The sequence below is a fragment of the Paracoccus albus genome, from assembly GCF_027913035.1.
GTDB classification, from domain to species: Bacteria; Pseudomonadota; Alphaproteobacteria; order Rhodobacterales; family Rhodobacteraceae; genus Paracoccus; species Paracoccus albus.
In genome coordinates this window covers 2,227,339-2,242,420 of record NZ_CP115775.1, presented here as the reverse complement: position 1 = coordinate 2,242,420, position 15,082 = coordinate 2,227,339, and the positions used below count along the sequence as shown (strand labels likewise).

The 15,082-nt window shown below is 60.9% G+C and carries 16 protein-coding genes; 14 read left to right on the top strand and 2 right to left on the bottom strand.

Features of this window, described 5'->3' with window-relative positions:
• Positions 1-13 precede the first annotated feature (13 nt).
• On the bottom strand, positions 14-637 hold the full coding sequence (locus tag PAF20_RS11220) for a thiamine phosphate synthase (protein ID WP_271070723.1): 624 nt from the start codon (positions 635-637) through the stop codon (positions 14-16).
• A gap of 89 nt (positions 638-726) precedes the next feature.
• Here PAF20_RS11220 and PAF20_RS11215 point away from each other — a divergent pair, with 89 nt between their 5' ends.
• The 9 genes from PAF20_RS11215 to PAF20_RS11175 all read left to right on the top strand — a co-directional run bounded on the left by PAF20_RS11215 (position 727) and on the right by PAF20_RS11175 (position 7,606).
• The gene (locus tag PAF20_RS11215; protein ID WP_271070722.1) at positions 727-1,467 is read left to right on the top strand and encodes an RNA methyltransferase; all 741 of its coding nucleotides are present in this window, start codon (positions 727-729) and stop codon (positions 1,465-1,467) included.
• A gap of 32 nt (positions 1,468-1,499) precedes the next feature.
• On the top strand, positions 1,500-1,670 hold the full coding sequence (locus PAF20_RS11210) for a hypothetical protein (RefSeq protein ID WP_271070721.1): 171 nt from the start codon (positions 1,500-1,502) through the stop codon (positions 1,668-1,670).
• Positions 1,670-2,950 carry a UDP-N-acetylglucosamine 1-carboxyvinyltransferase gene (gene murA / locus PAF20_RS11205; RefSeq protein WP_271070720.1) on the top strand — a complete coding sequence of 427 codons (1,281 nt, stop codon included), beginning with the start codon at positions 1,670-1,672 and terminating at the stop codon, positions 2,948-2,950. The genes PAF20_RS11210 and murA overlap by 1 nt, the downstream gene beginning before the upstream one ends.
• On the top strand, positions 2,943-3,422 hold the full coding sequence (locus tag PAF20_RS11200) for a DUF2948 family protein (protein WP_271070719.1): 480 nt from the start codon (positions 2,943-2,945) through the stop codon (positions 3,420-3,422). Before murA ends, PAF20_RS11200 begins: the two co-directional genes overlap by 8 nt.
• Positions 3,419-3,952 (top strand): GNAT family N-acetyltransferase, encoded by a 534-nt coding sequence (locus tag PAF20_RS11195; protein ID WP_271070718.1) that lies wholly within the window; start codon positions 3,419-3,421, stop codon positions 3,950-3,952. Before PAF20_RS11200 ends, PAF20_RS11195 begins: the two co-directional genes overlap by 4 nt.
• Before the next feature lie 48 nt (positions 3,953-4,000).
• A complete protein-coding gene (gene hisD / locus PAF20_RS11190) occupies positions 4,001-5,314 on the top strand; it encodes a histidinol dehydrogenase (RefSeq protein ID WP_271070717.1) in 1,314 nt (437 codons plus the stop codon).
• 133 nt (positions 5,315-5,447) lie between these two features.
• A complete protein-coding gene (locus PAF20_RS11185) occupies positions 5,448-5,927 on the top strand; it encodes a UPF0262 family protein (protein WP_271070716.1) in 480 nt (159 codons plus the stop codon).
• Position 5,928: 1 nt separating this feature from the next.
• The gene (locus tag PAF20_RS11180) at positions 5,929-6,387 is read left to right on the top strand and encodes an arsenate-mycothiol transferase ArsC (protein WP_271070715.1); all 459 of its coding nucleotides are present in this window, start codon (positions 5,929-5,931) and stop codon (positions 6,385-6,387) included.
• Between the two features lie 31 nt (positions 6,388-6,418).
• Positions 6,419-7,606, top strand: coding sequence for an acetyl-CoA C-acetyltransferase (locus tag PAF20_RS11175; RefSeq protein WP_271070714.1), 1,188 nt, complete (start codon positions 6,419-6,421; stop codon positions 7,604-7,606).
• A gap of 12 nt (positions 7,607-7,618) precedes the next feature.
• Here PAF20_RS11175 and edd read toward each other — a convergent pair whose 3' ends face one another.
• The gene (gene edd / locus PAF20_RS11170; protein WP_271070713.1) at positions 7,619-9,421 is read right to left on the bottom strand and encodes a phosphogluconate dehydratase; all 1,803 of its coding nucleotides are present in this window, start codon (positions 9,419-9,421) and stop codon (positions 7,619-7,621) included.
• Positions 9,422-9,557: 136 nt separating this feature from the next.
• Between edd and PAF20_RS11165 the strand changes: the two genes are divergently transcribed.
• The 5 genes from PAF20_RS11165 to pgi all read left to right on the top strand — a co-directional run bounded on the left by PAF20_RS11165 (position 9,558) and on the right by pgi (position 15,076).
• Complete coding sequence (locus tag PAF20_RS11165) at positions 9,558-10,751, top strand: RSP_2647 family RNA methyltransferase (RefSeq protein WP_271070712.1); 1,194 nt, start codon at positions 9,558-9,560, stop codon at positions 10,749-10,751.
• On the top strand, positions 10,748-11,287 hold the full coding sequence (locus PAF20_RS11160; protein ID WP_271070711.1) for an RSP_2648 family PIN domain-containing protein: 540 nt from the start codon (positions 10,748-10,750) through the stop codon (positions 11,285-11,287). The genes PAF20_RS11165 and PAF20_RS11160 overlap by 4 nt, the downstream gene beginning before the upstream one ends.
• Before the next feature lie 63 nt (positions 11,288-11,350).
• A complete protein-coding gene (zwf, locus tag PAF20_RS11155; protein ID WP_271070710.1) occupies positions 11,351-12,796 on the top strand; it encodes a glucose-6-phosphate dehydrogenase in 1,446 nt (481 codons plus the stop codon).
• Positions 12,793-13,464, top strand: coding sequence for a 6-phosphogluconolactonase (gene pgl / locus PAF20_RS11150; protein ID WP_271070709.1), 672 nt, complete (start codon positions 12,793-12,795; stop codon positions 13,462-13,464). The genes zwf and pgl overlap by 4 nt, the downstream gene beginning before the upstream one ends.
• On the top strand, positions 13,454-15,076 hold the full coding sequence (gene pgi / locus PAF20_RS11145; RefSeq protein ID WP_271070708.1) for a glucose-6-phosphate isomerase: 1,623 nt from the start codon (positions 13,454-13,456) through the stop codon (positions 15,074-15,076). Before pgl ends, pgi begins: the two co-directional genes overlap by 11 nt.
• Positions 15,077-15,082: the final 6 nt, after the last annotated feature.

The following is a 15,082-nucleotide window of genomic DNA, read 5'->3' as shown; positions in this document are numbered from 1 at the left end:
TCGCCCTAAAACCCTAGCGCCAAAGGTGAGAGAGGGTCGTTGCCGGGCTGTCAGCAGACCAGATCTCGCTTCCAATGGCAAAAAAGTCGGTGATTGGCGCGAGCTTTCCGATCATGGCTGCGTCCAGCCCGCCTTCAGCGACGATCGGAACCTCGATCATTTCGGACCACCAGGCAAAAAGCTCTGGATCGGCCAGTTCGCCTGATCCCAGCCCGGTCGTGCGGACAGGACCAAAGCTGACGTAATCGGCACCGGCCTCTGCCGCGATCATACCATCATGCCGAGACACCCCGCAAAAGGCGCCCACGATTGCATCTGCCCCAAGCTCGCTTCGCGCAGCGCGAATATGTTTGCCACCGGATTTCAGAAGGTGCACGCCATCCAGCCCATGCTGCTGCGCGATCTGCACATGCTCTTCGATCACCACCGCGACGTCATTGGAATGCGCAATCTCGCGCACAGTGTCGGCCATACGGCCGAGTTGAGCGGCATCGCCGGCGCCGGGAATGCGGATGCAGGCGACGTCAAAGCGTTCGATGATCTCGGCCAGCATCGGATTCACCGCACTCGGCTCTGCGCCGACAGGGGTAATCAAGTACAATTGCGGCGCGGTTGGCGCCTCAGACGAGTCATTCATCGCGTATCCCTTTTGGTAATGCCATATCAGCGCATCCCCCCCCGCGCCAGAGCTTGCGGGCATCGTCGCGCAGGGCTAACAGGCGCGTCATGTCACAAAGCGCACCCCAACCCGTCATCATTCTGACCCGCCCCCAGATGGGCGAGAATATCGGCGCGGCGGCGCGCGCGATGCTGAATTTCGGGCTGACCGAAATGCGCATCGTTGATCCACGCGACGGATGGCCGAACCCGCGTGCTGTTGCGATGGCGTCAGGTGCCGCAGGCAAAGTGCTGGATCGGGCGCGGGTATACCCAACGCTTGCCGAAGCGATGGAGGGGATCACCTATGCCTTCGCCACGACCGCGCGGGGCCGGGAACTGACCAAGCCCGTATTCTCTCCGGCTACGGCGTCCGCACATGCAAGGCAGGAAATAGCCGGGGGCGGACGGGTGGCTTTCATCTTCGGCCCTGAACGCGCCGGACTGGAAAATGACGACATTGCCCGCGCCAATGCGATCCTGACCGTGCCGGTCAATCCAGATTTTCCGTCGCTCAATCTGGGGCAGGCGGTTCTGCTGATGGGCTATGAATGGTCGCATGAACGTCTGCCAGCACAGCCCATGCCCACGAACCGCCGCCCTGCCGGAGAGGTGCCTGCCGACCGGATCGAAATCGAAAAGCTGGCCGATCACTATGAAGCAAAGCTGGATGAGGCAGGCTATTTCTTCCCGGAACAAAAGGCCCCGCCGATGAAGCTGAACCTGCGCAACCTTTGGTCGCGCATGGCGCTGACACGGGCCGATGTTCAGGTATTGCATGGGATCCTGCGCCAACTCACCCGACGCTAGACGTTCCACGGGCAAAGCGTTAACAGAACCCAATGACAAAGACGCGCAAATCCGGCGACACCGCCTCCCGTGATGACAGGCTTGGCGCCGCGTTGAGGGCAAATCTCGTCCGGCGCAAGGCGCAGGCAAGGGCGCGCGCCCATAAGGATGAGCAGCAAGAGGGCGACAGGTCGCAGGACAACGCCCCGGAAAGCGAGGAATAATGGATCAGATCATCGTGCAGGGCGGTGGAGAGCTTCACGGCGAGATTCCGATCGCCGGGGCAAAGAACGCGTGCCTGACGCTCATGCCCGCGACGCTTCTGACCGATGAGCCGCTGACGCTGACCAATGCGCCGCGCCTGTCGGATATCCGCACCATGGCCGAGCTGCTGCAATCGCTGGGGGCAGAGTTTACCTCGATGCAGGATGGCAAGGTGCTTTCGCTGTCCAGCCATGATCTGAACAATCTGACTGCCGATTACGATATCGTGCGCAAGATGCGGGCATCCAACCTTGTGCTTGGTCCTCTGCTGGCGCGTGCTGGCAAGGCCGTTGTGTCGCTTCCCGGCGGCTGCGCCATTGGTGCGCGGCCGATGGATCTGCATATCTCGGGCCTGGAGGCGATGGGGGCGCAGATCGAACTGAAAGAAGGCTATCTTCACGCCGAGGTTCCGGGCGGGCTGAAGGGCGCGGTCATCGAACAAAGCTTTGCTTCGGTCGGTGCAACGGAAAACATTGTCATGGCAGCGACGCTGGCCAAGGGAACCACTGTACTGAAAAACGCCGCGCGAGAGCCTGAGATCGTCGATCTGGTCAAATGCCTGCGCGCAATGGGTGCGCAGATTGAAGGCGAGGGCACCGGCACGATCACCATTCAGGGCGTTGATAAGTTGCACGGTACCACCCACCCGGTCGTTGTCGATCGCATCGAATTGGGGACCTATATGATTGCGCCTGCCATCGCCGGCGGAGAGGTAGAACTGATCGGTGGTCGCGTCGACCTGATCGAAGCCTTCTGCGACAAGCTGGACGAAGCCGGGATCTCGGTCGAGCAGACCAATCGCGGCCTCAAGGTCGCCCGCAAGAATGGTCGCATCCGCGCAGTCGACGTGAAAACAGAGGTTTTCCCCGGTTTTCCGACCGACCTTCAGGCGCAAATGATGGCCCTGATGTGCACAGCCGAGGGTACATCGGTGCTGGAAGAGACGATATTTGAAAACCGTTTCATGCACGCGCCCGAATTGATGCGGATGGGAGCCAAGATAGATGTGCATGGCGGGCATGCAACGGTTACCGGCGTGGAGAAGCTGCGCGGTGCGCCAGTCATGGCGACCGATCTGCGCGCTTCGATCAGCCTTATTCTGGCGGGCCTCGCCGCCGAAGGTGAAACAGTTATAAGCCGCGTCTACCATCTTGATCGTGGCTATGAACGTGTCGTACGCAAATTGCGCGGCGTGGGCGCAGACCTGAAACGCGTCAAGGAGGCGCATCCCGATGAGTGACGCGAGTTTCCACGATGTCGAGCCCGGTCCCTTGATGCTGCGCGCAGAGGGGGCAGAGGATCTGTCGGTGTTGTCCATGCTGGTGCAGGATGCTGTGCTGACAGGCGCGGACCTGACATTCGATCGCGGCCGTCGCCAGCTGGCATTGCTGATCAATCGTTTCCGCTGGGAAGATGCAGAAGCGGCAGAGCGTGAGGGGCGTGATTTTGAGCGGGTTCGTGCATTGCTGGTCGTGTCCGACATCACGGGCCTGCGCAGCGATGGTATCAAGCGCGACGACCCGAATGAGGTGCTTTCGCTGCTGGCTCTCGGCTGGGAAGCCGGAGAGGATGGCACGGGTCGCCTGCTGTTGGAATTCGCAGGCGATGGGACCATTGCCGCGGATGTAGAGTGTATTTCGATCGATCTGCGCGATGTCAGCCGTCCCTATGTCGCGAACTCCGGACATAAACCGCAGCACGACGACGCGTGACGCGCGATTTTCAGCTGTGGCAACTTACGCCCGATCGTGCGCAGGAATGGCGCGAGATCCGTCTTGAGGCGCTGCGAACGGCGCCAGACGCTTTCGGGTCCAGCTTTGACGATTGGGAGGAGCGGCCTCTTGCGGATTTTGCCCAAAGGCTGAGCGGTTGCGAAATGTGGGCGGCGGGCCCGTCACCCGGCTCTCCTCGTGCCGTGGCAAGCTGGGAGCGCGACATATCATCCGCAGAGCCTGATCTGGCATGGGTCATGTCCGTCTATGTCGCACCAGAAATGCGGGGCAAAGGTCTGGGCGATGCCATTTTCGCACGGCTGGCCGAACGGGCGGCAGAGGCGGGTATGACCCGTATGGGCCTGCATGTCGGGCAGAACAATGAGGCCGCGCAGATCCTTTATCGTCGCGCCGGCTTTGTCGAGACGGGCGGTCCGCCCATGCTGAATGGTCGCGGAAATTGGGAAATCGAAATGCGCCGAATGCTCCGCCCGCCGCTTTCGGCAAGACTGCGTGCTCTCTTTGCTTGAGCGTCGCATGTCGTCCGGCTAAGGACATCCCGCAAGGAGGAACCGCCGATGCCCGTCACCCTGAACACCACCGATTCCGATTTTGAAAGCCGTTTCAACGAAATACTGGCGGCCAAGCGCGAGGATTCGGCCGATGTCGGCGGTGTGGTCGCGGCAATCATCGCGGATGTGCGCCAGCGTGGCGATGCGGCCCTGATCGACTATACGGCGCGCTTCGACAGGCTGACGCTGGATGCGGCGGCGCTGCGGGTTTCCGCGGACGAGATTGATCGCGAAGTGGCAAAAGTCCCTGCAGAGGATCGGGATGCGCTCGAACTCGCGGCAGAGCGTATCCGTGCCTATCACGCGCGGCAGATGCCCGCAGATGAAAGCTGGACGGATGACGCCGGTGCGACGCTTGGCTGGCGGTGGACGGCTGTTTCCGCAGCGGGCCTGTATGTGCCCGGCGGGCAGGCGAGCTATCCGTCCTCGGTGTTGATGAATGCGGTGCCTGCTCGGGTCGCCGGTGTCGAGCGGCTGATCGTCTGCGTACCGACACCCGATGGGGTCATAAATCCGCTGGTGCTTCTGGCCTGCAAGCTTGCCGGTGTTGACGAGGTCTACCGCATTGGCGGGGCCCAGGCGATTGCGGCGATGGCGTATGGAACGGAAACCATCCGCCCGGTCGATAAGATTACCGGGCCGGGAAATGCCTATGTCGCGGCTGCAAAGCGGCAGGTGTTTGGCAAGGTGGGAATCGACATGATCGCCGGTCCGTCGGAAGTTCTCGTCATTGCCGATGCCGATCAGAACCCTGACTGGCTTGCCCTTGATCTGATGGCCCAGGCCGAACATGACGCCGATGCCCAGTCCATTCTGATCACGCCGGACGCAGGCATGGCGCGCGCGGTCGAAGATGCCGTTGCCGGACTTATTCCGAAACTTGAACGGGCAGAAATTGCGGGCGCAAGCTGGCGCGATTACGGCACGATCATCGTGACCCGCGACTTGGACGAGGCTGCAATTCTGTCAGACCGGATCGCGCCAGAGCATCTTGAACTTTGCGTGGCAGAGCCGGAGCGTCTGGCCGAAAAGACGCGTCATGCCGGCGCGATCTTCCTGGGGGCCTATACACCCGAGGCTGTCGGTGACTATGTCAGCGGGCCGAACCATGTTTTGCCGACGGCGCGTTCTGCCCGGTTTTCCTCGGGACTGTCGGTCAGTGATTTCCTGAAACGGACCACGATGGCGCGGCTCTCGCCCGACGCGTTGGCGGCAATCGGTCCGGCAGCGGTGCGTCTGGCCCAATCCGAGGGGTTGCAGGCGCATGGCCAATCTGTCGCAGCCCGGCTTGAGGGCCTGAACCGGGTGGGTTCGGCATGATGCCAGCCTGCAACCCCGACATCGCGCCGACCGCGACCGGCAAGCCCGAACCTTTCACATCCGCATGCCGGGCCTTGCCGCGGCTACCCGCTTTGGACATTCTGGCCAAAGCCACGTTTACAAGGGAGGCGTCATGAACCGCCTGATCCGCGTCGATATCGACGACAGCGCCATGCCACCAGCCTCGGCCGAAGTTCAGCAAGAGCGTCGCGTGGCCGTTTACGATCTGCTGGACGAAAACAGCTTTGACCTTCCGGGACGAGAGGGCCAGCCCGCGCCGCCCGGACCATATGGGCTGAACCTCGCGATCCGCGATGGACGTCTGGTGTTCGATATCTCGACCGAGGCAGGCGGCAAGGTGGCAGAGTTTCATCTGTCGCTTGGTCCGTTCCGGCAGGTCGTGAAGGACTATTTCCAGATCTGCGCCAGCTATTACGATGCGGTGAAGACCATGCCGCCAGCCCAGATCGAGGCGATCGACATGGCACGGCGCGGTATTCACAACGAAGGTGCGCGGACGTTGCAGGAGCGGCTGGAGGGCAAGGCCGTCGTTGACATAGATACCTCGCGCCGCCTGTTCACCCTGATTTGTGCGCTTATTCCTCAAGGCTGATATGGCCGGACAGATTCCCCATTCGATCCTGTTCTGCTGCGATCACAATGCGATCCGGTCGCCCATGGCCGAGGGAATGATGAAGAAGTTCTATGGACGCTCTGCCTATGTTCAGTCGGCGGGTGTGCACAATGATATGGAAATCGACGGCTTTGCGATTGCCGTTTGCGCGGAACTGGGTGTGGAGCTGGATCGCCACCGTTCCCGCAGCTTCGAGGAAATGCAAAGCTGGGGCGATGATTTAAGCAGTTTTGATCTTATAGTGGCCCTGTCACCCGCCTCGCAGCGGCAGGCGATAGAACTGACACGGCATTCGCATCTGGAGATCGAATATTGGCCGGTGATGGACCCGACAGGACTGGCCGAGGGGCGCGAGGCCGTCTTGCAGAAATACCGTGAAGCGCGCGACCAGATCCGCAATCGGATGACCGAACGCTTCGGACCACCGACAGAGCCCTGACCGGCTTGTCGGCCATGAAAAGGAGGATTTCATGAGCAAAGACCCCATCGTTATCGTCAGCGCAGCCCGCACGCCTATGGGCGGCTTTCAGGGTGATTTCGCCAGCGTCGCGGCGGCAGATCTTGGTGCAACGGCTATTCGCGCCGCAGTGGAACGCGCGGGCATTGCGGCTGGTTCTGTTGAGGAAGTCGTGATGGGCTGCGTCTTGCCGGCGGGGCAGGGACAGGCCCCGGCGCGGCAGGCGGCGATTGGTGCGGGCCTTCCGCTGGCTGCCGGTGCAACGACCATTAACAAGATGTGCGGCTCCGGAATGAAGGCTGCAATGTTCGTGCACGACCTGCTTGTGGCCGGAAGTGCAGAGATTGCCGTTGCAGGCGGCATGGAAAGCATGTCGAACGCCCCCTATCTGCTGCCGAAGGCGCGCGGCGGTATGCGCATGGGACACGGTCAGGTCATGGACCACATGTTTCTTGATGGTCTGGAAGACGCCTATGACAAGGGTCGCCTCATGGGTACCTTCGCCGAGGATTGCGCCCAAAGCTATGGATTTACGCGAAAGGAGCAGGATGATTTCGCCATTGCATCCCTGACCCGCGCAAATGAAGCGATTGGAAGCGGCAAGTTCGAAGCAGAGATCGCGCCAGTGACTGTAAGTACCCGGAAGGGCGAGGTCTTGGTCGACACGGATGAACAGCCGGGGAAGGCGAATCTGGATAAAATTCCCACGCTCAAGCCAGCTTTCCGCAAAGACGGAACGGTCACGGCCGCCAACAGCTCTTCCATATCAGACGGTGCGGCGGCGCTTGTCCTGATGCGGCAAGGAAAGGCTGAGGAAATGGGGCTGACCCCGCTGGCAAGGATTGTGGGACACGCGACCTACGCCGATAAACCGAGCTTGTTTCCCACCGCGCCTGTGGGGGCGATGAAAAGGCTGGCAGAACGGTCCGGCTGGAATCTTGACGAGGTCGACCTGTTCGAGATCAACGAGGCCTTTGCCGTCGTGACCATGGCGGCGATGCGCGACCTCAAACTGCCGCATGACAAGGTCAATGTTCATGGTGGTGCCTGCGCCCTTGGCCATCCGATCGGTGCATCAGGGGCGCGGGTCATGGTCACTTTGCTGGCCGCGCTGCAAACCTATGGCATGACGCGCGGTGTCGCATCGCTTTGCATCGGCGGCGGCGAGGCGACGGCTGTCGCGGTTGAGAGGCTGACCTGACGGGCAGCGGGATTACACGATCCCGCAAGCCCCTTCGGTTGCATCCCCGGCAGCGGCGCGGAACAGGCCGAACATTTCGCGGCCCATGCCAAAATGATTGCCGGAAAGATCGGCAATCTCCGGTTCGCGGGTATCAAAACCGGCGGCCTCGCATTCAATAACGCCGTTCACGGCATCAAGGCGGATCATGTCACCGTCGCGAACCTTTGACAGTGGCCCACCTTTCGCCGCCTCTGGCGACAGGTGAATTGCAGCGGGCACCTTGCCCGAGGCGCCGGACATGCGACCGTCTGTCACCAATGCAACGCGCAGGCCACGATCCTGCAATACGGCAAGGATCGGCGTCAGAGAGTGAAGCTCTGGCATTCCGTTCGCCGCAGGACCCTGAAAGCGGACAACGACAATCGTATCCTCGGTGAACTCGCCTGCTTTGAAGGCTGCCTTGACCTGCTCCTGATCCGAAAAGACGCGGGCAGGCGCTTCGATGATGTGACGTTCAGGCGCGACCGCAGACACCTTGATCACCCCGCGGCCAAGGTTGCCTTCAAGCTGCTTCAGCCCGCCAGACTTCGCAAAAGGGTCAGAAACAGGGCGCAGGATCTTCTCGTTCAAAGATTCCTTCGGCCCATCTTCCCAGATTACGCGGCCGTCCTTCAGCTTCGGCTCTGTCGTATAGCGGTTCAGACCACCGCCGGCGACCGTGCGCACATCTTCATGCAGCATACCGGCCTCCAGCAGGTGCCGGATCATGTAGCCAAGGCCACCTGCCGCATGGAAATGGTTCACATCCGCCAGACCGTTCGGATAGACCCGCGCCATCAGCGGCACAGCGTCGGAAATATCGTTGAAATCTTCGATATCCAGCAGAACACCCGCCGCGCGTGCCATTGCGGGAATATGCAGCACAAGGTTGGTCGAGCCGCCAGTGGCCATCAGCCCGACGATCCCGTTTACGAATGCACGCTCGTCAAGGATCTCACCGACCGGAAGGTAATCATTCCCGAGTCGCGTCATCGAGGCGGCTCGTTCTGCCGCGGCACCAGTCAGAGCGTCGCGCATATCGGTATTCGGGTTGACGAAGCTCGATCCCGGCAGATGCAGGCCCATCATCTCCATCAGCATCTGGTTGGAATTCGCGGTCCCGTAGAAGGTACAGGTGCCGGGCGAATGGTAAGAAGCCATCTCGGCCTGCATCAGCTTGTCGCGTCCAACCTCGCCCGAGGCGAATTGCTGGCGAACCTTGGCTTTTTCGTCATTGGGCAGGCCGGATGGCATCGGCCCCGCCGGGACGAAAACGGATGGGACATGGCCGAAGGTGGCGGCGGCAATAACCAGTCCGGGCACGATCTTGTCGCAAACACCAAGGTATAGCGCGGAATCGAAGGTATCATGTGACATGGCGACCCCGGCCGCCAATGCGATCACGTCGCGTGAGAAAAGTGACAACTCCATTCCCGGACGCCCTTGGGTTACGCCGTCGCACATCGCCGGCACGCCGCCCGCGACTTGCGCGGTCGCGCCTGCGCGTTCGGCGGCTGCCCGGATCAGGGCCGGAAAACGCTCATAGGGTTGGTGGGCGGACAGCATGTCGTTATAGGCCGTGACGATCCCGATATTCGGCTTGCGCGTCAGGGCGAGGTCTTCCTTGTTCTCCATCGCCGCATAGGCATGGGCCTGATTGCCGCAGGACAGATGCGCGCGCCGCGGGCCTTCCTCTGCCGCTGCGCATATCCGCGACAGATATGCCGAACGTGTCTGCTGGGAACGTTCGCGAATGCGATCTGTAACGCGGTCGATGCTGGCGTGCAGGGTCATGGCTGGCCTCCTGAAACGATTTGGATTCGATTGCCGGCAATATAGCTTGTTAGCGGTAACACCGCAATGGTGGCCGCGTGCTCTTGCCGTATGTGAAGGGTCGTGCCACATCGTGGGGCGAGTGAAAGGACCACCGATGAGCACGCTACCTGTCATCCGTTTGCGGCCAAAGACAAAACCGCAGGCTATACGCCACGGCTTCCCTTGGGTCTTTGCCGATGAAGTCGTGACCGACCGCCGGACGCGCGGCATCAAACCCGGCAGTTTCGCTGTGCTGGAGGATCCAGAGCGTCGGCCGATGGCACTCGTTACGGTAAACCCCGAATCGAAAATCATTGGCCGCGTGATGGATGCCGATCCCGAAGCGGTGATTGACGCGGATTGGTTGCGCGGTCGCCTGAAGCGAGCGTTGGCGCTGCGCGAAAGGTTTTATGATACGCCATTCTACCGGCTCGTCCACGCGGAAGCGGACGGTTTGCCCGGCCTGATCATCGACCGTTTCGGGGATGCGGCAGTCATCCAGCCCAACGCGGCCTGGTCTGACGCTATGGCGCAGGAGATTGCGGCCGCGCTCCATGACGTTGTTGGCGTTGGCACCGTTGTTCTGAACGGTCAGGGCCGGGCACGCGGTCTGGAGGGCCTGCCAGAGCGAATGGAAGTCCTGACAGGTCATGCGCCAGCAGCGCCGATTGAAGTTCCGATGAACGGTGCAATCTATTTGGCCGATCTTATGGGCGGGCAGAAAACCGGGCTGTTTTATGATCAGCGCCCGAATCATGCCTTTGCGCAGCGGATAGCGTCGGGCCGGGTGCTGGACGTGTTCAGCCATGTCGGTGGGTTTGGCCTTGCCATGCTTGCCGCTGGTGCAGAACATGCAACCTGCGTTGACGGATCAGAGGCGGCCCTGAGTCTTGCGAAGAAGGGTGCCGAAGCAGCGGGCGTGGCTGATCGTCTGGAAACAATCCGGCAGGATGCCTTTGCCGCGTTGGAGGCGATGGCGAACGAAGGTCGCCAATTCGATGTTGTCATCTGCGATCCGCCAGCCTTTGCGCCCTCCAAGCCGGCGCTTGAGGCGGGGCTGCGCGCCTATGAACGTGTTGCGAAACTGGCGGCACCGCTTGTTGCGCCGGGCGGCTATCTGGGTCTGTGTTCGTGCAGCCATGCGGCGGATCTGACCAGTTTCCGGAACGCGTCAGCGCGGGGCATCGGTCGGGGCGGGCGGCGTGGCCAACTGATCCATACGGGGCAGGCCGGGCCGGATCATCCTACGCTTCCTCAGCTGGCCGAGACGGGTTATCTGAAGGCATTGTTCTTCAGGCTGGACGGATGATTGCAGTTCTCGACGCCAACGTTCTTTTCCCGACGGTGCTGCGCGAAATTCTGTCCGACGTTGCTGCCGCAGGCTTGTTCAGGCCGGTTTGGTCAGAACGCATATTGAAAGAATGGACGTATTCGGCCGCCAAACTCAGCCCTGTGGCGGCGGACATTGCCGGTGCCGAAGCCAGTCTGCTTCGCGAGCGGTTTCCCGATGCCACGACCGACGGGAACGAAGCCGCCGCGCAGGGCTTCGATTTGCCCGATCCTGCGGATCTGCACGTTTTGGCCGCCGCTGTAGAGCGACATGCCGATCTGATCGTGACGATGAACCTTCGCGACTTTCCGCGCGGGACAATGTTGGCGGCCGGTACCAAGGCAATCCACCCGGATGCTTTCCTGACCGATCTTTGGGCGCATCACCCCGACCCTGTTGCCGCCGCAGCGCACTCGGCACACGAAAAGGCAAACCAGCTTGGCGCAGAGATCGAGCTTCGGGCCCTGATGAAGCGGGCGCGGTTGCCACGCCTTGGCCGCGCCCTCACCCGTTAAGAGTATCGCCGCTTGCTGATAACGCTAACATCGGATACCAGAACCCCAACCAAGGAGGTCCCTATGGTTGTGAGAACCATTCCTGTCGAAGATTTCGATTTGGTGATTTTCGGTGCCACTGGCGATCTTGCTCATCGCAAGATCCTGCCCGGTCTTTATCGCCGTTTCCTTGCCGGCCAGATGCCAGCCAATGCCCGCATCATCGGTGCTGCGCGTTCAGAACTGACCGATGAAGAATTCCGCGAGGAAACCCGCAAAGCGATTGAAGAATTCGCCCCCAAAGCCGATAAAAGCCAGCTTGATGCCTTTCTGGCAGAGCTTGGCTATGTCGCCATTGACGCCAAGGGTACTGGCGGCTGGGATCAACTGAAAGAACGGATGCGCGATGGCGTGGTACGCGCCTTTTATTTCTCTGTCGCGCCATCGCTGTTTGGCGACCTTGCGCAGCGTCTGTCGGAATATGGAATAGCGGATGAAAACAGCCGTATCGTCGTTGAAAAGCCCTTCGGTCGCGATCTCGCATCCGCGCAGGAACTGAATGCGACCCTGGCCCAGCATTTTGCGGAAAAGCAAATCTACCGGATCGACCATTATCTGGGCAAGGAAACCGTTCAAAACCTGATGGCGGTGCGTTTTGCGAACATTCTGTTCGAGCCTCTCTGGAACGCGCAATTCGTCGATCACGTCCAGATCACCGTGTCGGAAACCGTGGGTGTTGGTGGGCGCGGAAGCTACTATGACAATTCCGGCGCCATGCGCGACATGGTTCAGAACCACCTGATGCAGCTTCTCTGCCTGACCGCGATGGAGCCGCCCTATCACTTCGACCCCGACGCTGTTCGCGACGAAAAGCTGAAGGTGATCCGTGCGTTGCAGCCGGTTGAGGAAGCGGAAATCGTTCGTGGCCAATATCAGGGCGACGGTGACAACCCGGGCTATCTGGACGACGCCGAAAACCCCGCCAGTCGCACCGAAAGCTATGTCGCCCTCAAGGTCCGCATCTCGAACTGGCGGTGGCAGGGCACGCCGTTCTATTTGCGGACGGGCAAGAAACTGCGCGCCCGCACAAGCGAGATCGTCATCACCTTCAAAGAGCCGCCGCATTCGATCTTCGATGAAAGTGGCCAGCGGGCGAACCAGCTTGTCATCAAGTTGCAGCCGGATGAAGGCATGGATTTGACCGTGATGATCAAGGAACCGGGACCGGGCGGAATGCGACTTGTGCAGGTGCCTCTGGATATGTCCTTTGCCGATGCGCTCGGCCCCGAAGGTGCGGATATGCCCGACGCCTACGAACGCCTGATCATGGATGTCATCCGCGGCAACCAGACCCTGTTCATGCGCGGCGATGAGGTCGAGGCCGCGTGGGCCTGGGCCGATCCGATCATCAAGTCTTGGGAAGACGGCAAGGCAAGGCCCGAACCCTATGATCCCGGATCTTCCGGACCCGAAGAAGCGTTGCGCCTGATGCATCGCGACAATCGCCGCTGGCGGGAGATACGCGCATGAGTGCCGAGATTGTAAACTATCCCGACCGGGAGCTGCTGGCCCTTTCGCTGGCTGACCGTATTGCGGGACAACTGCGCCAGCAACTGGAAGCGGTCGGACCGGCCAGCTTGTGTGTGCCCGGCGGCTCGACCCCTGCACCTATGTTCAAGGCGCTGTCGGCCCTTCCGCTGGACTGGGCAAACATTACCGTCTTTCTGAATGACGAACGCTGGGTTCCGGCCAGCCATCCCCGCTCAAACTCTGCGATGTTGCGGGAAACGCTGATGAACGGTCCGGCCGCTTCGGCGGAATATCTCGACCTCTATACCGGTGACCCAACGCCGGAAGGCGCGGCCCCGGCACTGTCCGAGCGGCTGAAGCCTCTGTTGCCGATCACCGTACTCGTGCTCGGCATGGGCGATGACAAGCATACGGCCAGCCTTTTCCCGGGTGCATCGGGTCTGGACAGGCTGCTTGCCCATGATGCACCGCCTGTCATGGCGGCGTCCGGTGGGGCAGAGCCCCGCATCACACTGACAGCGCCGGCCCTGCAATCGGCCCTGAATATCCATATCCTCATCACTGGTGCGCAGAAACGCGCAGCACTTGAGGAGGCGATGTGCGCCAACCCGATTGATGCGCCCATTGCTGCTTTCCTGCGTGACGCGACGGTGCATTATGCCGACTGATCTTGAACCCATCTGGACCCGCCTGCAATCGCTTCGCCCCTCGGGCGAGCGTCGCATAACGTCCTTGTTCGATGAGAACCCGAACAGGGCAGAGGAATTCACCGTCAAAGCCGACGACCTGATCTTCGACTACTCAAAGACCAATATCGACGCGCAAAGCCGCGACGCCCTGCTGGAACTGCTGGCCGACCTGCCAGACAGGCGCGATGCGATGTTCAGTGGCAAACGCATCAACGAAACCGAAGATCGCGCTGTCCTTCACACAGCCCTGCGCAATTATGATCGTGCGCTGACGGTCGATGGACAGGATATTTGTGGCGAGGTTTCGGCAACGCTCGACCGTATGTGCGCGTTCGCCGCTGATGTGCGAAGCGGCGCGTATCAGGGGCAGGGCGGCAAGATCACCGATATCGTCAATATCGGCATCGGTGGCTCTGATCTCGGGCCGAAAATGGCCACCATCGCACTTTCACCCTATCACGATGGACCCAAGGCGCATTTCGTCTCAAATGTGGATGGCGCAGATATTGCCGAGGTTCTCTCGGCACTGAATGCAGAAACGACGCTGATAATCGTGGCGTCGAAAACCTTCACCACGATTGAAACCATGACCAACGCGCAGACCGCGATGGACTGGATGAAGCGCAAGGTGAACGAACCCGCGCGTCAGTTTGCTGCCCTTTCATCGGCAACGGACAAGACCGCCGAATGGGGAATTGATCCCGCGCGCGTCTTCGGCTTCGAAGATTGGGTAGGTGGCCGCTATTCCATGTGGGGCCCGATCGGCCTGTCCCTGATGATCGCCATCGGCCCCGACAGTTTCCGCGAGATGCTGCGCGGCGGTGCGGCAATGGATGCCCATTTTCGCGAGGCGCCGCTGACAGGGAACATGCCCGTCATGCTGGCACTTGTGGGAATTTGGCACCACCAGATCAGCGGCTATCCGACCCGCGCGGTTCTGCCCTATGACAACCGCCTGTCACGTCTGCCCGCCTATCTGCAGCAGCTCGAAATGGAATCGAACGGCAAACGCGTGGCCATGGATGGCAGCGATCTTCCTTTGCCCTCCGGCCCCGTTGTTTGGGGGGAGCCGGGAACGAACGGGCAGCACGCGTTCTACCAGCTTATCCACCAGGGCACACAGATTGTCCCTTGCGAGTTCATCGCTGCCGCCCTTGGCCATGAACCCGCACTGGATCACCATCACAAGCTTCTGCTGGCCAATTGCCTCGCCCAGTCAGAGGCCCTGATGCGCGGCCGTGACCTGATCGCCGCCCGAAAGCTGATGGAACAAAAAGGATTGACGGGTGACGAGTTGGAGCGACAGGCCCGTCACCGCGTATTCCCCGGAAACCGGCCCTCAACAACATTGCTCATACCGCAGCTCACGCCCTTCACACTCGGCCAGATCGTGGCGCTGTACGAACACCGCGTCTTTGTCGAAGGCGTTGTCCTTGGCATCAACAGCTTCGACCAATGGGGCGTTGAACTCGGCAAGGAACTTGCCCTGAAGGTGGCCCCGCTTCTGGATGGTGAACCATCGCCGGACCACGATCCTTCGACACTGTCGCTCGCCAAGGATATCCTGAACATGCGCGCGTCTTTGGTGTGAAAATAC